Annotated in this window: 14 protein-coding genes and 1 riboswitch; of the genes, 2 read left to right on the top strand and 12 right to left on the bottom strand. The window is 62.1% G+C overall.

The features are described from left to right. Nucleotides 1-211: 211 nt before the first annotated feature. The 9 genes from V6093_RS20365 to V6093_RS20325 all read right to left on the bottom strand — a co-directional run bounded on the left by V6093_RS20365 (nucleotide 212) and on the right by V6093_RS20325 (nucleotide 9,598). Entirely contained in the window at nucleotides 212-922 is a 711-nt protein-coding gene (locus V6093_RS20365) for a membrane integrity-associated transporter subunit PqiC (RefSeq protein WP_003249494.1), read from the bottom strand. A gap of 172 nt (nucleotides 923-1,094) precedes the next feature. Next, nucleotides 1,095-3,353, bottom strand: coding sequence for a DNA topoisomerase IV subunit A (gene parC, locus V6093_RS20360; protein ID WP_003249492.1), 2,259 nt, complete (start codon nucleotides 3,351-3,353; stop codon nucleotides 1,095-1,097). 10 nt (nucleotides 3,354-3,363) lie between these two features. Further along, nucleotides 3,364-3,882 carry a TIGR02281 family clan AA aspartic protease gene (locus V6093_RS20355; RefSeq protein WP_003249490.1) on the bottom strand — a complete coding sequence of 173 codons (519 nt, stop codon included), beginning with the start codon at nucleotides 3,880-3,882 and terminating at the stop codon, nucleotides 3,364-3,366. Further along, on the bottom strand, nucleotides 3,879-4,865 hold the full coding sequence (locus tag V6093_RS20350) for an esterase-like activity of phytase family protein (protein ID WP_047604659.1): 987 nt from the start codon (nucleotides 4,863-4,865) through the stop codon (nucleotides 3,879-3,881). Before V6093_RS20350 ends, V6093_RS20355 begins: the two co-directional genes overlap by 4 nt. Next, complete coding sequence (parE, locus tag V6093_RS20345) at nucleotides 4,862-6,766, bottom strand: DNA topoisomerase IV subunit B (RefSeq protein WP_003249486.1); 1,905 nt, start codon at nucleotides 6,764-6,766, stop codon at nucleotides 4,862-4,864. Before parE ends, V6093_RS20350 begins: the two co-directional genes overlap by 4 nt. Nucleotides 6,767-6,801: 35 nt before the next feature. After that, nucleotides 6,802-7,410: a YqiA/YcfP family alpha/beta fold hydrolase gene (locus V6093_RS20340; RefSeq protein WP_003249484.1), complete on the bottom strand. Its 609-nt coding sequence runs from the start codon at nucleotides 7,408-7,410 to the stop codon at nucleotides 6,802-6,804. A gap of 241 nt (nucleotides 7,411-7,651) precedes the next feature. Then, complete coding sequence (gene cpdA / locus V6093_RS20335) at nucleotides 7,652-8,452, bottom strand: 3',5'-cyclic-AMP phosphodiesterase (protein ID WP_265979334.1); 801 nt, start codon at nucleotides 8,450-8,452, stop codon at nucleotides 7,652-7,654. A gap of 85 nt (nucleotides 8,453-8,537) precedes the next feature. After that, nucleotides 8,538-8,990: a DUF1249 domain-containing protein gene (locus V6093_RS20330; RefSeq protein ID WP_003249480.1), complete on the bottom strand. Its 453-nt coding sequence runs from the start codon at nucleotides 8,988-8,990 to the stop codon at nucleotides 8,538-8,540. Beyond that, nucleotides 8,981-9,598, bottom strand: a complete 618-nt coding sequence (locus V6093_RS20325) for an NUDIX domain-containing protein (protein WP_003249478.1) — start codon at nucleotides 9,596-9,598, stop codon at nucleotides 8,981-8,983. The genes V6093_RS20330 and V6093_RS20325 overlap by 10 nt, the downstream gene beginning before the upstream one ends. Before the next feature lie 185 nt (nucleotides 9,599-9,783). Here V6093_RS20325 and V6093_RS20320 point away from each other — a divergent pair, with 185 nt between their 5' ends. Continuing rightward, nucleotides 9,784-10,530, top strand: coding sequence for an RsiV family protein (locus V6093_RS20320; RefSeq protein ID WP_003249476.1), 747 nt, complete (start codon nucleotides 9,784-9,786; stop codon nucleotides 10,528-10,530). On the opposite strand, the gene cytX is transcribed toward V6093_RS20320, so the two are convergent. Next, entirely contained in the window at nucleotides 10,499-11,782 is a 1,284-nt protein-coding gene (gene cytX / locus V6093_RS20315) for a putative hydroxymethylpyrimidine transporter CytX (protein WP_003249474.1), read from the bottom strand. The genes V6093_RS20320 and cytX overlap by 32 nt on opposite strands. Nucleotides 11,783-11,947: 165 nt before the next feature. After that, nucleotides 11,948-13,828 carry a phosphomethylpyrimidine synthase ThiC gene (gene thiC / locus V6093_RS20310; protein WP_003249473.1) on the bottom strand — a complete coding sequence of 627 codons (1,881 nt, stop codon included), beginning with the start codon at nucleotides 13,826-13,828 and terminating at the stop codon, nucleotides 11,948-11,950. Between the two features lie 155 nt (nucleotides 13,829-13,983). Beyond that, nucleotides 13,984-14,090: riboswitch (TPP riboswitch) on the bottom strand. A gap of 160 nt (nucleotides 14,091-14,250) precedes the next feature. On the opposite strand from thiC, the gene V6093_RS20305 reads away from it, so the two are divergent. Continuing rightward, nucleotides 14,251-15,684 (top strand): TolC family outer membrane protein, encoded by a 1,434-nt coding sequence (locus V6093_RS20305; RefSeq protein ID WP_003249472.1) that lies wholly within the window; start codon nucleotides 14,251-14,253, stop codon nucleotides 15,682-15,684. A 134-nt stretch (nucleotides 15,685-15,818) separates the two neighbouring features. On the opposite strand, the gene V6093_RS20300 is transcribed toward V6093_RS20305, so the two are convergent. Further along, complete coding sequence (locus V6093_RS20300; protein ID WP_406669594.1) at nucleotides 15,819-21,242, bottom strand: S8 family serine peptidase; 5,424 nt, start codon at nucleotides 21,240-21,242, stop codon at nucleotides 15,819-15,821. Nucleotides 21,243-21,247 lie beyond the last annotated feature (5 nt).

Genomic DNA, 21,247 nt, shown 5'->3' with positions numbered 1-21,247 from the left:
AGCGGCCAGTATCAACCCCCGATGTGTGTCCACCCCAATCAGATGTAGGAGCGGGTTTACCCGCGAATACGGTAGCGGCGGCAACGGTGAACGGCGGATGAAAATTGGCCAGCAGGGCCTGCCTCTTCGCGGGTAAACCCGCTCCTACGAAGACCGGCAGATACAAAAAAGCCCGCAGCGAATGCGGGCTTTGTCGTATCTGGCCGTTTGATCAGAACCGATAAACTTCCATATCGGTGCGAATCGGCGAGGCCATCGGGATTTTGGGTTTCTCCGGCCCCTTCTTCACCTGCGTCGGTGCAGCGGGCTTTTTCGGTGCTTCTTCGGCAATCGCCGGCTGGTTGGCCAGCGGCTTCACCGCCGTGCTCAGCTGTTCCGCCAGCTTCTGCAGCAGTTGGCCCTGAGCCTGCACCTGCGACGACTCACTGCCCTCGTGCTGCTGCTCGAGGTGAATGATACGGTTGTCACGCACACGGCCACGGCGGTCAAGCAGACGCCACTGGGCATCCAGGATGGCCGGCTGGTTCTTGCCCGAGTCCAGGCGTGTAATCGACAACAGCACTTGCACGTCCGGGCTGAAGCCTGCGGTCGCCGGGGCCAGTACTACGCGTTGGCTGTCCAGGCGCCAGGCCAGTTGACGCACCAGCAGCTGGTCGATATCCGATGAAAGGCTGCCAGCCCAACGACCGTCGGTCGCCGCGCTCAGGCTGCCATCAGGTTGACGCTGCAGAAACGTCTCACGCTGAAGGTAATCGGCCACCGATACCGGGCCGAGTACCACGGCCATGCCCGCACTCTGCGACGGCTGGCCAGGATCACCACTGTCGAGCTGATACAGGGCAACCGGCTGATGCATGGTGCACCCGCCAAGGCCCAGCAGGCCAGTCATCAACAGCGCAAATGGAAGGCGCAGAAATTTCATCATCCCATCCAGGCGGCTGCCACAAGGCACACCGCAGTGATACATGTAGATTCAAACGGGCACACGGCCACGCCGGCACCGCAAGGGGCATATCATCCGCGAAATAACCGTCCGACTCCAGCATTTCTGCCCGAAACGGCGTTGAAATTGCCGTTCCAGACATTACAACCGGTTATGTCGGCACTTCCACCTGCAACCCATCGACGCGCTGGAACCCGCGTGGCAGCTTGCTGCCGCGCCGACCGCGCTCGCCCTTGTAGTGCTCCAGGTCGTCCGCCTTCAAAGACAGGGTACGCTTGCCGGCTTGCAATACAAGGGTCGCGCCTTCGGGAATCACCGCCAGATCGGTAACAAATTCTTCACGGCTGGCCACCCGGTCACCCGGCACGCCAATGATCTTGTTGCCCTTGCCTTTACCCAGCTGCGGCAAGTCGCTGACCTTGAACACCAGCAAGCGGCCTTCGGTGGTCACCGCCGCCAACCAGTCCTGCTCGCGATCAGCCACTGGACGCGGGGTCATGACCTTGGCCCCGTTGGGCAAGCTGAGCAAGCCTTTGCCGGCCTTGTTCTTGGCCTGCAGGTCTTCACCCTTGACCACGAAGCCGTAACCGGCATCCGAAGCCACCACGTACAGCGCATCGTCGTCAGGCAACAACACACATTCGAAAGTCGCCCCCGGTGGCGGCGTCAGACGGCCAGTCAGCGGCTCGCCCTGGCCACGTGCCGATGGCAGGCTGTGGGCCGCCAGCGAGTAGCTGCGGCCGGTGGAATCGATGAGCACGGCAAACTGGTTAGAGCGCCCGGCCGCGGCGGCCTTGAATCCGTCGCCGGCCTTGTAGGAAAGGCCAGTGGCGTCGATATCGTGGCCCTTGGCGCAGCGCACCCAGCCCTTCTCCGACAGCACCACGGTGACGGGCTCGGTCGGCATCAGCTCGTTTTCCGACAGGGCCTTGGCTTCGGCACGCGCTACGATCGGCGAGCGACGATCATCGCCATAGGTTTCGGCATCCTTGATCAGCTCGCTGCGCACCAGCTTGCGCAGTTTGGCCTCGCTCCCCAGCAAGGCCTGCAGCTTGGCTTGCTCCTTCAGCAACTCATCCTGCTCACCGCGGATCTTCATCTCTTCCAGGCGCGCCAACTGCCGCAGGCGGGTCTCGAGGATGTAGTCAGCCTGGATCTCGGTCAGCTCGAAACGTTCGATCAGGGCCTGCTTGGGGTATTCCTCAGTACGGATGATGTGGATCACTTCATCCAGGTTGAGGAATGCGGTGAGCAAACCGTCCAACAGGTGCAGGCGCCTCTCGACCTTATCCAGACGGTGCTGCAGGCGGCGACGAACGGTATTGGTGCGGAACTCCAGCCACTCCACCAAGATGGTTCGCAGGTTTTTCAACTGCGGCCGGCCGTCCAGGCCGATGATATTCACGTTGACCCGATAGGTGCTTTCCAGGTCGGTGGTAGCGAACAGGTGCTGCATCAGCTCGTCGACATCGACGCGGTTGGATCGCGGGATGATGACAATACGGCACGGGTTCTCGTGGTCCGACTCGTCGCGCAGGTCGGCGACCATCGGCAGCTTCTTGGCCTGCATCTGCGCGGCAATCTGCTCCAGCACTTTGGCCCCGGAGACCTGGTGCGGCAGCGCAGTGACGACGATGTCGCCATCCTCGACGCGGTACACGGCACGCATGCGGATCGAGCCGCGGCCGCTTTCGTACATCTTGAGAATTTCAGCCCGCGGCGTGACGATCTCTGCCTCGGTCGGGTAATCCGGCCCCTGGATGTGCTCGCACAACTGCTCGATGGTTGCCTTGGGCTCATCGAGCAGTCGCACACAGGCACTGGCGACCTCTCGCAGGTTGTGCGGCGGCACGTCGGTGGCCATGCCCACGGCGATACCGGTGGTACCGTTGAGCAGGATGTTGGGCAGGCGCGCAGGCAGCACGGCCGGCTCCTGCAATGTGCCGTCGAAGTTCGGCACCCAGTCGACGGTGCCCTGGCCGACTTCGCTGAGCAGCACTTCAGCGTAGCGTGACAGCCGCGCCTCGGTGTAGCGCATGGCGGCGAACGACTTCGGATCATCCGGCGCACCCCAGTTGCCCTGGCCATCGACCAGGGTGTAGCGGTAGCTGAACGGCTGCGCCATCAGCACCATGGCCTCGTAGCAGGCCGAATCGCCATGGGGATGGAACTTGCCGAGCACGTCACCGACGGTACGTGCCGACTTCTTGTGCTTGGCATCGGCATCGAGCCCCAACTCGCTCATGGCGTAGACGATGCGGCGCTGCACCGGCTTCAGGCCGTCGCCGATATGCGGCAAGGCACGGTCCATGATCACGTACATGGAGTAGTTGAGGTAGGCCTGTTCGGTGAAGTCAGCCAGCGAGCGGCGTTCTACGCCGTCCAGGCTGAGTTCCAGTGAGTCGCTCATGCGGGCCTCGTCATTTCAGGTTCTGGCGCAGCAGCATGGTGCCACCGCGCTGGGTAAATTCAAGTTGTTGCAGGGCACTCATGCCCAGCAGTACGGTGGCCCCATCCAGGCCCGGCACCACGATGGCGCGTACGTTCTGCAGGCGGATATCGCCCAGTTGCAGGCTGGTCAGGCGCGTGCGGTAACCTTCAGTACGGCCATTGGCGGTGCTCAGTAGCACCGGGCTACCGCGCTCCAGGCTCAGTTCATGAGCCAATGCCTCCGGGATCGCCACATCGGTGGCGCCGGTGTCGAGCATGAAATGCACCACCTGGCCGTTGATAGCACCATCCACCACGAAGTGGCCCTGGCCATTACTCAGCAGGCGCACTTCGATAAAGCCTTGACCATGTTCGGATTGCACCTGGCTGTTGGGATTACGCTGGCTGTCTTCCCACTGGCCGAAAAAACGCGTGGCAAGAAACAGCGCCGCCGCCCAAGCGACGATCATCAGCAACTTGCCCGCGCGCTTGCCCGGCGCCTGGCTCATGGTTTGGCGCTCCAGCCACCTTCCGGTGCGTCGAAGCGCCAGACGACTGGGCGGGTTTCACCGTCGGCACGGGCGCCGTTGTTGTTGTCCAGGCCAATCCAGGCGCCCTTGGCATCGATCACCAGTGCTTCGGCCAGGCCAAACGGCTGCGCGTAGCGCCGTGACTCGACCAGCGCATCAGCAGCGAACGACCAGCAACGCTCGACCTTGCCACTGTCGACATCACGTCGGCACACCCGGTAGGCGTTGCGTTCGAGGGTAAACAGTTTGCCCTCGAACCAGGCCAGGTCAGCGAAGTCGCGCGACAGGGCCCTGGCATTGGGCATCTGCGCGGGTTGCATTTCGACCCCCGCCTCGCTCAGCAGCACGCAACCACGCCCGCAGGTCCAGACCGACTGCTGGCGCTCGATGGCCAGCAGGCCACGGCGCTCACGCTCGGCAGCCAGCCACAGGCGGTCACCCGCCGGGTTGATCGCCAGGCCTTCGAACAGGGCATTGAAGTTCAGCAGCATGCCGCTTGCCCGGGCCTGGCGCACCATGGCCGAGTCGATCCTCAACCAGTCCGGCTCGCCTTCCAGCGGCAATTGCAGCACCGCGGCATGCGCCTCGCTGACCAGATAGAGGTTACCCGCCTGATCACAGGTGATACCTTCGAAATCCAGCTCGCCACCGCGAATGTACGATGCCGCCCAATTGCGCGACTTCAACCCCCATGGCAGGCCGCTTTCCGGGACAGCCGGCGGGGTGAAGGTAAGCGGCTGCGCGCGCCAGGTGGGGTTCTGCTGATCGAAGCGGTAGATACGGTCGTCGTCACGGTCGGACACGCCCCACAACCCGCCCCGGCATTCCACCAGCCCCGACAGGTTGCCACCGCGCATACCGTCGATCGGGTGCTCGGCTGTCATCTTCAGCTCTGGCCAGTTGCCCGCCAGGCAAGGCAGGGCGACCAGCGCCAGGCAAACGGCAAGTACTTGCCGAATCAAACCATGACCTCGGCCAGGTTGCCCTTGGTTTCCAGCCAACTCTTGCGGTCACCGGCGCGCTTCTTGGCCAGCAGCTTGTCCATCAGCTCGCAGGTGGCTTCTACGTCGTCCAGGGTCAGCTGCACCAGGCGCCGGGTGTTCGGGTCCATGGTGGTTTCGCGCAACTGCGGCGGGTTCATCTCGCCCAGGCCCTTGAAGCGTGTTACCTGCGGCTTGCCGCGCTTCTTCTCGGCCACCAGGCGGTCGAGGATGCCGTCACGCTCGGCTTCGTCGAGGGCGTAGTAGATTTCCTTGCCCAGGTCGATGCGGTACAGGGGCGGCATGGCCACGTAAACGTGCCCAGCTTCGACCAGTGCCCGGAAGTGCTGAACAAACAGCGCACACAGCAATGTGGCGATGTGCAGACCATCGGAGTCAGCGTCGGCGAGGATGCAAATCTTGCCATAGCGCAGCTGCGCAAGGTCGGTTGCCCCCGGATCGACGCCAATGGCCACGGCAATGTTGTGCACTTCCTGGCTGGCCAGGACTTCGCCACCATCTACTTCCCAGGTGTTGAGGATCTTGCCGCGCAGCGGCAGGATGGCCTGGAATTCCTTGTCCCGCGCCTGCTTGGCCGAACCACCGGCCGAGTCACCCTCGACCAGGAACAACTCGGCACGCATCGGGTCCTGGCCCGCACAATCGGCCAGCTTGCCGGGCAATGCCGGGCCCTGTGTGATGCGCTTGCGCTCGACCTTCTTGCTGGCCTTGAGGCGGCGACCGGCGTTGCTGATGGCCAGTTCTGCCAGTTGCATGCCCAGCTCGGGGTGGGCGTTGAGCCACAGGCTGAAAGCGTCCTTGACCACACCGGAGACGAACGCGGCGGCCTCGCGCGATGACAGGCGCTCTTTGGTCTGCCCGGAGAACTGCGGGTCCTGCATCTTCATCGACAGTACGAAGGTGATGCGCTCCCAAACGTCTTCCGGCGCCAGCTTCACCCCGCGCGGCAGCAAGTTGCGGAACTCGCAGAACTCACGCATGGCATCCAGCAGGCCCTGGCGCAGGCCGTTGACGTGGGTGCCGCCCTGGGCGGTGGGGATCAGGTTGACGTAGCTTTCCTGAATGCTGTCGCCGCCTTCGGGCAGCCACAGCAAAGCCCAGTCAACCGCTTCCTTGTTACCCGCCAGGCTGCCACAGAACGGCTCGTCGGGCAGGCGCTGGAATTCGTTGACCGAGTCGACCAGGTAGGAGCGCAGGCCATCCTCGTAGTGCCATTCCACCTTTTCGCCGCTGGCCTTGTCCTCGAAGCTGACCAGCAGCCCCGGGCACAATACCGCCTTGGCCTTGAGCACGTGCTTGAGACGGCTGATGGAAAACTTGGGCGAGTCGAAGTACTTCGGGTCTGGGCTGAAGTACACGCTGGTGCCGGTGTTGCGCTTGCCGACCGAGCCGACCACTTCCAGCTCGCTGGCCTTGAAGCCATCGGCAAAGGTCATCTGGTATTCATTGCCGTCACGCTTGACGCGCACACGCACCTGCGTCGACAGGGCGTTGACCACCGAGATACCCACCCCGTGCAGGCCACCGGAAAACTGATAGTTCTTGTTGGAGAACTTGCCGCCGGCGTGCAGCTTGGTGAGGATCAGCTCGACCCCGGACACGCCCTCTTCCGGATGGATGTCCACCGGCATGCCGCGGCCGTCGTCGCTGACTTCCAGCGAGTGGTCGGCATGCAGGATGACCTGCACCGAACGCGCGTGGCCGGCCAGTGCTTCGTCGACACTGTTGTCGATGACTTCCTGGGCCAGGTGGTTGGGGCGGCTGGTATCGGTGTACATGCCCGGCCGCTTGCGGACCGGATCAAGGCCCGAGAGGACTTCGATGGCGTCTGCGTTATAGGCGCTAGCGCTGGGATTGGCCATAGGGTCTCGTCGTCAGTCTGGTGAATGCAAAAAAGTCAAAATACAGAAAAATCGAGCGCCGCATACTGCCCACGGGCAATGCCGGCGAAGGCCAGCAGTGCCGGCAGGCGCTCGGCGAAGCCCTGGAAGCTGTGGTCGCCACCGGCCTGGATACGCAGGGCACAAGCACGGTAATAGCGCTCGGCGTGGCGATAGTCCAGGGTTTCATCGGCGGTCTGCAGCCACACTTGATAGCGGTCGGCATCGGCCGGGGCCGCGACTTCCAGTTCGGCCAGGGCCTGAACGTGATCGTGGGTCAGTTCCCAGGTTTCACCGCTGTAATGGTTGCGCTGGGTGCCCAGGTAACCGTCGAAATGCTTGTGCGGGGTTACCGCCGGGTTGACCAGCAGGGCCTTGAGGCCATGGCGCTCGGCCAGATGGGTGGCATAGTAGCCGCCGAGCGAACTGCCCACCAGCAGTGGCGCACCCAGTTCGGCGATGGCCGCTTCGAGCTGGACCATGGCTTGCCGTGGGTGGTGGTGCAGGGCCGGCACTCGCAGCTGGTCGGCCAGGCCGAGCTGCTGCATGACTGCCTCCAGCTGACGCGCCTTGGTCGAAAGCGGCGAGCTGTTGAAGCCATGGATATAGAGGATGGAACCCGACATGCTGCCCCCGGAATCTGTGGCTTCGCGCCTGATAATGCGGGCGCAGGGACGCGCAGTGTAGCGCGTTCGCCGGGTTTTGGCGCCGCACAGGGGTTTTAGCAACACATTCTTCAACAGCTTTGAGAGTGCCGGGGGCGCTTTGCGCCCCTATCGCGACGCAAGGCCGCTCCCACAGGGGTACGCGATCTCCTGTGGGAGCGGCCTTGTGTCGCGATAGGGCTGCGCAGCAGCCCCAAAATCATCAATAGCCAGGGCTATCGAAGTCAAGCTGCACCTCGAAATCCAGCGCCCGCTCCACCCCGGTCTCCAGCCGCCCGTCGGCATGCAGGCGCAACCAGCGGTACCCCGGATGCTCTTCGCTCACCTGGAAGTCTTCGCTGCGCGCCGCGAACTGAATGCAGGTCGACGGCGTGGCCAACAGGCGCCGCCCCTCTCGGACCTCATCCCATTCCTGATGCACATGCCCCCATAGCAAAGCCCGTACCTGTGGATATCCTTCAACGATATCGAAAAGCGCCTGGGCATTGCGCAAGCCGATCGGCGCGATCCAGGCGCAGCCGATGTCCACTGGCTGATGGTGGAAGCACACCAGGCAATGCCGCTCGCCGGCCTCTTTCAAGGCGGCTTCCAGTACGGCCAGCTGGTCATCTTGCAAAAACCCGTGGGTAGCACCCTGCACGGCGGTGTTGAGCATGACCACCCGCCACGCGCCGATATCGGTCACCGCCTGCACCAGTTCCGGCGCCACCTGCGCCATCACCTGAGCCTCGTCATGGTTGCCCGGCAGCCAGCGAGTGGGTACGGCAAACGGTGCGGTCAGCTCCCGAAACGCTTCATAGGATGCCACGCTGGAATCCTGGGACAGGTCGCCCGTGCACAGCAGCAAGTCGACAAGCGGCTGCTCGCGCCGCACCTGGGCTACCACGTGGCGCAGGCTGTCTCGGGTCTTGAGGCCCAGCATGCTGCCAGCCGGGTCGGCGAACAGGTGGGCATCGGTCAGTTGCACCACATGCACGGGGCGGGATTGGTCTGGCGGCGACAACGGCCATCTCCTCGAATGGATTCAGCGGGAATTATGGCTGTGCGACGGTGACGAGCAAACACCCGCAACCGACTCACGTCACAATTCAGCGAACACTTGCCAGTTCGTGGCCGCAGGCCAGGCAGTGGCTGAGCCATTCACCCAGGAACAGGTTGAGCTGGGCCTTTTCGTCCGGCTGGTGCATGGCGTCGTTCGGATACGGGTAGATGCTGCGCAGGCGCCGAGTGTGTTCGGCACTGACCACTTCGGCCATGCGCGCATCGTGATACACCTGCACTTCCAGGTGTGGCACTGGCAACCAAGGCAGGCTGTGTTCCTGGCGCACATGCAGGGTGGTGGTGTACGGGCAGGCCAGCACCACGTCGAGCACCAGCACGCCAAGCATCTGGTCACCCTGGGTCATGCCGATGCGGCGCGAGCTCTGGGTGGTGCGCATGTCGGGCAACAAGCGCATCAGCCGGGCGTAGTTGGCCTCGCAGGCCGCCTGCAGCCCGACCAGGTCGACTCGATAGCGCTCGCGCAGCAGGTTCACTTCCACATACCTCTTACTTCGTCACGGTTCAGCGCCAGCCATTGCAGGCCAATGATGGTGGCCGCATTGCAGATGCGCCCGTCGCGCACCGCCTGCAGGGCATCCTCGAACGCCCACACGCGTACGCGAATGTCTTCGCCCTCTTCCTCCAGGCCATGCAGCCCTCCCGCGCCCTCGCTGCTGCAACGGCCGAGAAACAGGTGAACGTATTCGTCACTGCCGCCAGGCGACGGGAAGTAGCGGGTCATCGGCCAAAGGGCGCTGAAGGTCAGGCCTGCTTCTTCTTCAGCCTCGCGATGGGCGACTTCCTCGGGCTGCTCGTCTTTGTCGATCAGCCCGGCAACCATCTCGATCAGCCAAGGGTTGGCGACCTTGTCCAGTGCGCCCACGCGGAACTGCTCGATCAGCACCACTTCGTCGCGCGCAGGGTCGTACGGCAGCACGCATACCGCATCGTGGCGCACAAACAGTTCGCGACTGATCTCGCGCCCCATGCCCCCGGCAAATAGCTCGTGGCGCAGGCGTAACTTGTCGAGCTTGTAAAAGCCCTGGAAGCAATTGGCCCGCTCGATGATTTCGAAGCCCTTGGGCACAGCGTTCAACGCGTCTGACATGGAAATCCTCATTACCTCGAATACTGCTTCGCGCCATCCTACTCCGCACGCCTGTTGGTTTCACCCCTTTCCAGCAACCGCTGGCGCACTCGGGACAGCAGCCCTTCACTCTGTTAGCTTAGTGGCGAACTGAAGGCCGCGCAGACGGTCAAAGGCCGACTTTTCCCTGTTCTGCAAGGATCATCATGACACTTGTCAAACTGACTTCCGTGGCCGTGCTGGCACTCGCTCTGGGCGCCTGCCAGAGCCTGTTCACGCCCAACTACCGGGCCCCGCTCGAGGTCAAGCGCGACGCCTGGGAGCATGTCAAACCCGGCTGCAGCGAGAGCGACTGCCCGCTGGTGAACATCGATATGATCCACTTCCCGGCCCTGCCCAAGCTCGACGGCATCGTCGAAAAACGCCTGCTGCAACTGACCGAAGACAATCAGCATGGCACCGCACCAGCCACCCTGCAGGCCTACGAACAGCAATATCTGGCCAGTGCCGACAAACGTAACAGCAGCTACTTGCAAGCCAAGGTACGCGAGCAGCATGACGGGCTGGTGATCATCGAGTTGTCCAGCTACCTGGACAGCGGTGGCGCCCACGGCATGCCCGGGCGCGGCTTCATCAACTATTCACGCAAGCTGGACAAGGTGCTGACCCTGCAGGACATGCTGGTGCCCGGCCAGGAAGACACCTTCTGGAAAACCGTCGAAGAATCGCACCGTGCCTGGCTGATGAGCGTGGGAATGGACAAGGATGCCGAGTTCGTCAAGACCTGGCCGTTCAAGAAATCGCCGCACGTCGCCCTGACGTACGGCGCGGTAGTGGTCAAGTACGAGGTCTATGCCATCGCGCCCTATTCCATGGGCCACGTGGAACTGAAGATCCCCTACCCGCGCCTGAATGGCGTACTCAAGCCTGAACTGTTTCCCGGCCGCGGCTGAGGCTTAGCAGCCCATGCAGCACACCTGCCAGCAGCAATGCGGGCAGGGTAGCGCCCAGTTCCGGCGCCTTGGCGGCAATCAGGTGATAGGCCACCGCCCCGGCAAACCAGGCCACCAACGCCTGCCAGTGCAAGCCATTGACCTGCGCTGGCAGACGGCGTCGACGGACCACGTAGTGGTCCATCAGCACCACGCCGAACAGCGGTGCGAACACCGAGCCGATCAGCAACAGGAAGTTTTCGTACTGTGCCAGTGGCGCCAACAGGGCGATCAGGGTGCACAACACGCCGATGGCCAGCGCCAGGTGCTCGACCTTCAGCGGTAGCAGCACACCGGTGGAAACCGCCGCCGAGTGAATGTCGGCGAAGGCCTTTTCCGACTCGTCCAGCAGAATAAGCAGCAGCGGAATCCCCATGCCGGCGCCTGCCAGGGCCAGCAGCAGGGCATTGACTTCGCCACTGGCGGCGAACGCCAGCGTGTACGCCACGCCCAGGCTCATCAGCCAGGTGTTGCCGATGAAGTAGCCAACGACCGTGCCGCCGAACACATGCTTGCCATTGCGGGCAAAGCGCGAGTAGTCCGCGATCAGCGGCAGCCAGGACAGCGGCATGGCGATGACGATATCGAAGCCAACCGCCAGCGACATCGAACCATCCCCGGCACGGTTCCACAGTTCGGCCAGGTCGGCCTTGGCGAACAGGTTCCAGGTCAGCCACAGGCAAGCGCCCAGCAACAACCAGATCCCCCAGGCGCGCAGCACCTTGCGCACGAAGGCCAGTGGCCCGCTGACAGCCAGCAGGGTGGCCAGGGCACCGAAGCACAGCGTCCAGAGCATGGGGCTGTTCCAGGCACTGTCCTCACCGAACGCTCGCGCCCCCAGCAAGCTGGCAGCATCGCGCATGACGATAATCTCGAAAGCACCCCAACCCACCAGTTGCAGCAAGTTGAGCAGCGCCGGCAAGCGCGCGCCATGGCTGCCCAGGCTGAGTTTCAGGGTGCCCATGGCGGACAGGCCGGTGTCGCTGCCGATAACCCCCGCCGCACCCAGCAACAGCACACCGACACCGGTGCCCAGGGCGATGGCCAGCACGGCGCCAGCAAGGCCCAGGCCTGGCGCCAGCATGGCGCCGACCTGCAGCACCATCAGGCCGATGCCGAGGGAAAACCACAGTGAAAACAGGTCGCGAGCACCGAAGATGCGCTGCTGGATGGGGATTGGATGGTCGGGAGAGAACTGGCTGGGTGATGTCATGGTTGGCGCTCGCCGGCAATATTGTTGGTGTTCCTGGCGAGGACTTCGTCCTCGTATCGCGACGCAAGGCCGCTCCCACAAAAACCACGCAGGCTTCGAGGCTTGCGCGGTCCTTGTGGGAGCGGCCTTGCGTCGCGAAAGGGCCGCAAAGCGGCCCCAGCGTGCTTAGACTTTGTGGTACAGCTGGCTGCCTTCCTGGCGGAACCGCTCGGCCTGCTCACGCATGCCTTGCTCGACCGTCACATCCACGGCCTCGATCTTGGCAGCGTACTCACGCACTTCCTGGGTGATCTTCATCGAGCAGAACTTCGGCCCGCACATCGAGCAGAAGTGCGCGACCTTGGCCGATTCCTTCGGCAGGGTCTCGTCGTGGAAAGCGCGGGCGGTGTCCGGGTCGAGGCCCAGGTTGAACTGGTCTTCCCAACGGAACTCGAAACGCGCCTTGGACAAGGCGTTGTCGCGAATCTGTGCACCCGGGTGGCCCTTGGCAAGGTCGGCGGCATGCGCGGCGATCTTATAGGTGATGATGCCGGTCTTGACGTCGTCCTTGTTCGGCAGGCCCAGGTGCTCCTTCGGCGTGACGTAGCAGAGCATGGCGCAACCGAACCAGCCGATCATCGCCGCACCAATGCCCGAGGTGATGTGGTCGTAACCCGGCGCGATGTCGGTGGTCAGTGGGCCGAGGGTGTAGAACGGCGCCTCGTCGCAGCACTCCAGCTGCTTGTCCATGTTCTCTTTGATCAATTGCATCGGCACGTGGCCGGGGCCTTCGATCATGCATTGCACGTCGTGCTTCCAGGCAATCTTGGTCAGCTCGCCGAGGGTTTCCAGCTCACCGAATTGCGCGGCGTCGTTGGCATCGGCAATCGAGCCAGGGCGCAGGCCGTCGCCCAGCGAGAAGCTGACGTCGTAGGCCTTCATGATTTCGCAGATTTCGTCGAAGTGGGTGTACAGGAAGTTTTCCTTGTGGTGCGCCAGGCACCACTTGGCCATGATCGAGCCACCGCGGCTGACGATGCCGGTGACGCGCTTGGCGGTCAGGGGCACATAGCGCAGCAACACACCGGCGTGAATGGTGAAGTAGTCCACGCCCTGTTCGGCCTGCTCGATCAGGGTGTCGCGGAACAGTTCCCAGGTCAGGTCCTCTGCCACGCCGTTGACCTTTTCCAGGGCCTGGTAGATCGGCACGGTACCGATCGGCACCGGCGAGTTGCGAATGATCCACTCGCGGGTTTCGTGGATGTGCTTGCCGGTGGACAGGTCCATGACCGTGTCCGATCCCCAGCGGATGCCCCAGGTCAGCTTGGCCACCTCTTCCTCGATCGAGGAACCCAGGGCGCTGTTGCCGATGTTGCCGTTGATCTTCACCAGGAAGTTGCGACCGATGATCATCGGCTCTACTTCCGGGTGGTTGATGTTGGCCGGAATGATCGCGCGGCCACGGGCGATTTCCTGGCGAACGAATTCAGGGGTGATTTCTTTCGGGATGTTGGCACCGAAGCTGTGGCCGGCATGTTGCTCATTCAGCAGGCCGGCGGCGCGGGCCTCCTGCAGCTTCATGTTTTCGCGGATGGCCACGTATTCCATTTCGGCGGTGATGATGCCCTGACGGGCATAGTGCATCTGCGAGACGTTGGCGCCGGCCTTGGCACGACGCGGGTTGCGCACATGGGCGAAACGCAGCTTGGCCAGCTCTGCATCGTTCAGGCGCTGCTGACCGAAGTCGGAGCTCAGGCCTTCCAGGCGCTCGGTGTCACCGCGGGCTTCGATCCACGCCGAACGCACATCGGCCAGGCCTTTGCGCACGTCGATGATCACGTCGGGGTCGGTGTACGGGCCAGACGTGTCATACACCAGCACCGGGGCGTTGGACTCGCCGCCGAAATCGGTCGGGGTGTCATCCAGGCTGATTTCACGCATGGGGACGCGGATGTCCGGGCGCGAGCCTTCGACATACACCTTGCGCGAACGCGGGAAGGGTTGCACGGACTGCTGATCGACTTGTGCCGATTCGCTGAGGTTGATCGCTTTTTCTTGTTTGGTCATCACAGGCTCTCCTGACGGCTTCCTAGCAGTGGAATGTCGGGGTGAACCTGAAACGCGCGGACGCACCCTCTTTGGGTGCAGTGCCGGACATGGGGGGTGCCTGAAGCTGTATGCAGCTGTGACAATCCCGGACCTGGCACAAGAGGCTCCCCGGGAAGGCGAGCAATCTTGTTCCCTACGCAGGCGCTAACCTGATCAGGTTCAACGGGATCCGCACCTCTGCGATCTCAGCCTTTGCTTCAAGGCACCCCGACAAGAACATGCGCAGTCTAGACTGGAGTGGTCAGCAAAGCCAAGCAGGTAAATGCGCGGATGATGAAAGGCACACCGAGCGATTGTTGCCGGGTGCGCATGGCACTACACTGGCCCATCGCTCGATACTCAACAGTTCAGTAATTAAATTTCGTACAAGGATTGCCTCTATGCTGCGCAAACTCTCACTGGCGATAGCCGTGTCTTGTGCGTCCAACGGAGTGGTCTGGGCAGCGGACGTGCCTTCGACAGTCAAAACCGATCTGGTCAGCGTCTACCAGGAAGCAGTGGACAACAACGCCGACCTGGCTGCAGCACGCGCCGATTACGGGGCACGCCGCGAAGTGGTGCCGCAGGCCCGCGCCGGGTTGCTGCCAAACCTGTCGGCCGGTGCCGAGATGATGAACACCCGCACCAAGCTGGACGAGCCGTCCATGACGTCCAATCGCAGCGGCAACGCCTGGAGCGCGACCCTGGCTCAGCCGATCTTCCGCGCTGATCGCTGGTTCCAGTTGCAAGCCGCCGAAGCAGTCAACGAACAGGCAGCACTGGAGCTGTCGGCGACCGAGCAAAACCTGATCCTGCAAACCGCGCAAAACTACTTCGCCGTCCTCCGCGCCCAGGACAACCTGGCCGCCACCAAGGCAGAAGAAGCCGCCTTCAAGCGCCAGCTGGATCAGTCCAACGAGCGTTTCGACGTGGGCCTTTCGGACAAGACCGACGTGCTGCAATCCCAAGCCAGTTATGACACTGCACGGGCCAACCGGATCATCGCCGAACGCCAGGTGCAGGATGCCTTCGAGGCCCTGGTAACCCTGACCAACCGTGAGTACACCTCTATCCAGGGCGTGGTGCATAGCCTGCCGGTACAAGTGCCAACGCCCAACGATGCCAAAGCCTGGGTCGAAACCGCCGGGCGCCAGAACCTCAACCTGCTGGCCACCAACTACGCGGTTTCTGCCGCAGAAGAGACCCTGCGTCAGCGCAAGGCCGGGCATGCACCGACCCTGGACGCCGTGGCCAAGTACCAGAAGGGTGACAACGACAGCCTTGGCTTCACCAACCCATCGCAACTGGGGGTGCGCTACAGCGGCGATGTCGAGCAGACCAGCGTTGGCCTGCAACTGAACATACCGATCTACAGCGGCGGCCTGACCAGCTCGCAGGTACGCGAGGCTTACCAGCGCCTGAGCCAGAGCGAGCAACAGCGTGAAAGCCTGCGCCGCCAGGTCGTGGAAAACACCCGCAACCTGCACCGCGCAGTGAACACCGATGTGGAACAGGTACAGGCGCGCAAGCAGTCGATCATTTCCAACCAGAGCGCGCTGGAAGCCACCGAAATCGGCTACCAGGTCGGTACCCGCAACATCGTCGACGTGCTTGATGCCCAGCGCCAGCTGTACACCTCGGTGCGCGACTACAACAATAGCCGTTACGACTACATCCTCGACAACCTGAGCCTGAAGCAGGCAGCCGGCACCCTGAGCCCGCAAGACCTGCAGGACCTGAAGCGCTACCTGAAACCTGACTACAACCCGGACAAGGACTTCCTGCCGCCGGACCTGGCGGCAGCAGCGGCCAAGAACTTCGAGCGCAGGCCTTGAGGTAGGGGCTGGACCATTCGCGGGCAAGCCCACTCCCACACGTACCGTGCCAGGCCTGAAGGCATGATGCACCTGTGAGAGCTGGCTTGCTGGCGATAGGCCTCCAATATCACTCCAGCCCTGAACGACAACGCCTAGGCGGCTACGGCAATCGTCGAGTCGATGCGTTGAGCCGACATATCGCCGATTAGCACAGGTCCCGCAGGTTCAGGGGCGAACGCAGCCATTGCATCAACAAGATTCCCCAGGCTCGGTAGCGAGTGCTCGACAGCAAACAGCGATGACCCTGCTGAAAGGGCGGAAATCTCTGGCACGGCAACCGCTTCAGATGTGACCATTGCCGGCTGCGCGAAGATAAAGTCCTCCGCTGTCACCTGCGCAACTTCGAGCGCATCCAGGTACAGCATCTTCACAATACCTTCGTGCCCCGGCACTGCCTGGGTATCAACGGCTACACCGTGAATCTGCGCAAAGTCATTGAGTTTGAAGCGCTGGACTTTGCTGACGTGCAGATCCTCGAAGCGACTGATGCCTACCTGGGTCAGGTCAATCTTGTCGATACCGTGTCGGAACCCCCGAAGGGTGTTCTTGTAATCGCTCACACCTTCTTGTTTTGTCACCAGAAACACGCTGGGCGCAACCGTCGGCGGGGAATATACCGTGCCTGCCAACGAAGCCACCAACTGCCCGGATGCGTCACTGGCAAGCGACACGCCACCTGCACCACCGGTAAGCAGAACATTCGCGCTGACAGGCGGGGTCGTCTGCCCTTCAGGGCTGCCCTCGAAATAACCTGGCGCAGCGGTGAAAGCGTCAAGGAAACGGAAGTTCGCTGACCGCAGTTCGGCAATCGTAGTGTCCGCAAGCGTCAGCTTCTGCCCACTGCCAAGGTCGAGCACAGTCGAATTGCCGTCCTGTTGCATCTGCAAGTCAGCAAACCCTGAACCACCAAAGCCGACCAGGTCGATCACCTCACGCGAAGTCTCGAACTGCTTGACTACATCGTTACCACCTGCACGTCTGTGGATGACAAAGCGGTCGGTACCCTCACCCCCCTTGAGGAGATTGTACCCACGGCCACCATCCAGTAATGCCCCGGCGGGCCCGGCGATCAAGGTATCGTCGCCATCACCACTGATAAGGTTTTGCACCGAACCAGGGGCTATGGTGAGCGCCGCACCGGCAATACTGGCGCTGCCGCTGGCCAGATCCACCGAGATACTGCGACTTACTGCAGCCGCATTCAACGTATTGCGCCCGCCAGCGGTGCCGCTGATGGCATCGTCAAGCTTCGCGCGCCCTGGGTTTTCTGCCACCAGGTTCGCGTAGTCGTCGGTAAAGTAATAGACATCATCGGTGGTGCCGGGGCTGCCGACGAGGCGCAGCGTCCAGCGATCAAGCGTTAGCGGTAAGCCAGCAACAGCATTACGCACCTCAAGCTTCCACTCCCCAGCCGAGCGCTCTGCGCGATGATGGGTCGACATGAACCCATATTTGAACGCCCCTGAACGCGAATCGCCCAGATCGTCATCACCCGAGCCCGGCGCCTTGCCTGTGCGATCGAGCAGTACGCTGCGCGTGCCGCCAGGCGACACCAGCGTGAGCGTCATGTCGCCAAGGCGGCCGACCATCGAGTGGACATCGACCTCCACATGCTCCACCAGCAAATCAGCCGGCAGGGTCAAAGACAAAGTCGCAACCTGCCCCGCCGCAACCTGTTGAGCCACTGGTGCACTGCTGGCTGTCAGCAGCCGTTCATTGGCCTTGGTCGCCCGGCTCCCCCAGGACTCGGCAAGGCGCACCGCGGCGCGGGCGTCGATCATGCCAAAGCCGTAGTCGTGGCTGGCGTGCATGCCACCGCCATTCCAATTGCGCCCTGCGTTGTAAGCCCATTGGGTTGATGCGTCATCCACTTTGCGCGCAGACAGTGCGAGGATCTGCTGAACATCCCGATAACCCAACCCCGGGTTGGCCTGCAACATCAACGCCACCACGCCTGAGACGATCGGCGCGGCGAAGCTGGTGCCCTGAGTCGTGCTGTAGGCGCTGCCGACCGACGCACCGCGCTCCGCTTCAAGGCTGACGCCACTGGATAGAACATGGCTCCCCGGTGCAGCGACCAGCAAGCTGGAGCCTGGATTGGAAAAGGGTGCCGTGGCAGCTTGCAGTACCGAGAGGTCTGCCTTTGCGTTGATGGCCGCCACTTCAATGGCGTGGCGGTTGTTGTTGGTCAGCGAGCCCTGTGCATTACCGCCTTTATGGCGCTGGTTGCCACCAGAGGCGACGACGATGGTGCCTAGCCCACCACGGCCGTTGGTGGCGGCAAGCGTAGTGCTGAACGCCAGCGCCAGAGCAGTATCGACTTTTCCTTCTGGAACATTTGTAAGTCCGAAGTCCGTTTTGAAACCCCAACTGTTGTTGGCTATGTCGTAGTTGACCATTTGCCCCAGATTGGTCAGGTCATCGCCTTTGTTGGCCAGGTAGTGCCCGCCGATCTTCGCCTCATATGCGATGCCGATCCCTCCTTGATCATTGCGCGCGCCAACCATGACCCCAGCCACTTGAGTGGCATGATTGGACGCCAGAGCGGGCAGCGTGCCATTGGTGCGTTGGGTTTGCAGCCAGATGGGATCGATATTCGGCTTGAGATCGGGGTGCCCGATGTCGAAGATTTCCGGCGCCACGGCAAACTCCCCACCCGGCTCGAACTGCCCTATCCTCACCCCCTTGCCCGTGAAGTCACGCCATACCGGCGCGACATTGATCTCGTCCAGATACCACTGCCGCCCCGACAGCGGGTCAGCGGGGGATTGTTCATGGCGCAACGTTACCGTTGCCCGCAAGGGTGCTGATGCAGCACTGCCCACCTCGGTCACACTCATGGAGGCGTTGCCGGCAGCATCGACCAAGTCGTAGCGGAAACTGACATCACCGTCATGGCCTGGCAACGGCGTGACCTCCACATCACCCTGCTCATTCAGCCGCACTGTTGCACCCTTGCCAGCGCTGACTGAGGCGATGCGCAATGGCCCGCTGCTGCCAAGTGGCTGGTCATTGCCCAGCAGCGCCGTTGCAGGGACTATCAGCGCCGTGTCAGTGGTGGCGAATGTAGCCAGTTGCTCAGGCGAGAGCCTGTCGCCGATTGGCATGGCGCCCCGGCCGAGAAGATCGATGGCAGCAATGTCGGCGAAGCTGAGTTTCTGGATGTTGCTCAGGCTCAGGCGGCCATCTCGTCCCGCCACGGTGTCGGTGATCAGGTGGCCCGATTCGGTACGTGTGATCAGGTACTCGTCGTGAGCACCATGCAAACTGACCAGGTTGGTGCCCGCGCCTCCGTCGATCGTGGCATCGCCGCGTCCGGCCTCGATCACGTCATCGGCAGCACCGCCCGTAATCCGATCAGCGCCACCACCGGCGTAAATGATACTTCCGCCCGCCGAGGCCCGGATGCGATCCCCCTTGGGGCCCGCATAGATCACCGACTTGCCGGTACCACCGATGATGTCGTTACGGCCTGTACCGCCAACCAGCACATCGTTGCCGCCACCGCCAATCAGCAAGCTGTCGCCCGAGCCGCCCTTGATGAAAACTCCGCGTTGACCGCCGCTGGCGATGATGTCCTTACCCCGCCCGCCTTGCGCAATGGTCAGCCCGGCCTTGGCCATGTTCAGCCCAACGCCATGCTCCCCCACGATCAGTGCCGTGTCGCGCCCACCATTGCCCTGCATGTTCGCCCAATCGTCGCTGGCACTGATCACGAATACATCGTCGCCCGCCCCGCCGTGATAGGTGTTGCTGCCACCGCCACCAACCAGCCAACTGCCCTCTGGGGCCGCGGTCAAGACATCATCGCCCGCGCTGCCGTAAAGCGTCTGTACGCCGAGCGCTGCGGCGTCCAGCGTGCTGCCTTGAGCACTCTGGCTGATGTAGGCCCTTCGGGAAGTGGGCCCGCTTGACGAAGTCAGTAGAGTGCCACCCTCCTGGGCCTCGATCCGATTACCGACGGTATCGGCGAGAAACCTCACCGCCAGTACTTCCCGGTCCTCACCATTAACAGTGAAAGCGCCTCGGGAAATGACCTCGTTACCCTGACGCACCTCTCCTACCGGCTCGACCTGGCCGAGCTTGATCTGGCTAATGCCATGCTCCTGCAATGCCCTCAGCTCACCGGCATCGGCACGCCCGTCGTGGTTGCCATCGACCCACACTTTCAATTGCGCCCAGACGGCGTCTTCAACGTTGATGACGCCATCGGCGTTGGCGTCAACACTTGCCAGGGCGGCGAAGCCATCCTTGAACGGTGTTTCACCAGAGCTGCCGTCGCTGCCTGCCTTGCCGCCGTAGTATTCGGAGAACAGCTGGCTGACGTTGCTCACCTGGCCGGTACCGTTGTCATGCACCAGCATGCCGCTCAGCCGGTCTGCCCAGCCGGTGCGGCGCAGTGAACCACTGTTATCGATATCGAACAGTACGCCTTCCTCGATACCCGTCAGGCCAACGCCCTTGCCGCTCAGGTCGAGCAAGAGCGGGTCGACAAACGTGTTCAGCGTAGTCATTGCTGCCAACCCGTTGAGTACCACGGCATTGCGCAGGCTGAAATCCGGTTGTTCATTGCCATCACGATAGAACTGAGCCAGATGCTGATTGGGTCGCACGTTGGGGTCGATCTGGAGCTCGCCGGGGCGAACACCACCGCTGGCCAAACTGCCCAACTGAGCGGAGGTGAAGTCGGTGTTGTCGAGGGTGCTGTCGGTGAATGCGATACTGTGGGTCAGGCGACGATCGACGTAGCCGTTGGAGACGTCATTGCGGATATCGTCCTGGCCTTGGAGGTCGCGGCGGGATTCGGTTGTGGGGGTGATTTCGATGTTCAAGGATGGATCTATAGCCCCTGGGTTCTCAGAATCTACGAGTTCGGAGATCACACTGGCCGAGCCATTTCCCGCAACTTCTCCTATTGAATAAAGAAAAGATGCAATGGCGGTCGGCGAATCAATACGAGATTTCCAATACTTGGCCATGCCACGCATATCATCCGGAGCCACTACAGTGCTATTAGCCATTCTACTATCAGTCTGAATGGACAACCAAAACTCACTACCCGGGCTTCCCGCCGCATCCAGTACCTTTTTCCAATATGACTCGCGATACTCCGGATCGGTTAACTCAAACACAGAATTCAAAGTCCAGGCATCTTTCGACCTACCCAAGCTTTTAAATACGTCACTATGGAAATCCCAAACCTCCATATGATTTGGATCACCATCTAACGTACCATCCATCACCCTGCGCTCTTGAAGCTCCAAATAAGCTTTCCCCATTTCCAATCTTACTTCTTCAACATCTGCCTCGCTCATGGGGCGCCCGGCATCTGCCTCAGTTCGTTTCATGAAATTTATAGCAGCCAACCCTGCTATGGAGTTGCCTTTAGCAACGCCATTGGCAAGCACGGCATATCGATCCCCCTTCATAGCCATGTAGTCATACATATCACCAACACCTTTGGACTCAAAAATGCTACGTGCAGCCGCTATATCCTCTTTGGTCAACCCCGACATTTGCC

The sequence above is a fragment of the Pseudomonas putida group bacterium ESBL64 genome, from assembly GCF_045277175.1.
Classification (GTDB): Bacteria; Pseudomonadota; Gammaproteobacteria; order Pseudomonadales; family Pseudomonadaceae; genus Aquipseudomonas; species Aquipseudomonas alloputida.
Note: the sequence above shows the minus strand (reverse complement) of the source record. Positions and strands in the feature narration are given on the sequence as shown.

What these genes read in the sequence shown, in the direction of transcription:
- parC (WP_003249492.1), bottom strand. Translation starts at nt 3,353, where the DNA reads ATGAGCGACTCACTGGAACTCAGCCTGGACGGCGTAGAACGCCGCTCG.
- cytX (WP_003249474.1), bottom strand. Translation starts at nt 11,782, where the DNA reads ATGACATCACCCAGCCAGTTCTCTCCCGACCATCCAATCCCCATCCAG.
- parE (WP_003249486.1), bottom strand. Translation starts at nt 6,766, where the DNA reads ATGGCCAATCCCAGCGCTAGCGCCTATAACGCAGACGCCATCGAAGTC.
- V6093_RS20300 (WP_406669594.1), bottom strand. Translation starts at nt 21,242, where the DNA reads ATGTCGGGGTTGACCAAAGAGGATATAGCGGCTGCACGTAGCATTTTT.
- thiC (WP_003249473.1), bottom strand. Translation starts at nt 13,828, where the DNA reads ATGACCAAACAAGAAAAAGCGATCAACCTCAGCGAATCGGCACAAGTC.
- V6093_RS20355 (WP_003249490.1), bottom strand. Translation starts at nt 3,882, where the DNA reads ATGAGCCAGGCGCCGGGCAAGCGCGCGGGCAAGTTGCTGATGATCGTC.
- V6093_RS20340 (WP_003249484.1), bottom strand. Translation starts at nt 7,410, where the DNA reads ATGTCGGGTTCCATCCTCTATATCCATGGCTTCAACAGCTCGCCGCTT.
- V6093_RS20320 (WP_003249476.1), top strand. Translation starts at nt 9,784, where the DNA reads ATGACACTTGTCAAACTGACTTCCGTGGCCGTGCTGGCACTCGCTCTG.
- V6093_RS20365 (WP_003249494.1), bottom strand. Translation starts at nt 922, where the DNA reads ATGAAATTTCTGCGCCTTCCATTTGCGCTGTTGATGACTGGCCTGCTG.
- V6093_RS20325 (WP_003249478.1), bottom strand. Translation starts at nt 9,598, where the DNA reads ATGTCAGACGCGTTGAACGCTGTGCCCAAGGGCTTCGAAATCATCGAG.
- V6093_RS20305 (WP_003249472.1), top strand. Translation starts at nt 14,251, where the DNA reads ATGCTGCGCAAACTCTCACTGGCGATAGCCGTGTCTTGTGCGTCCAAC.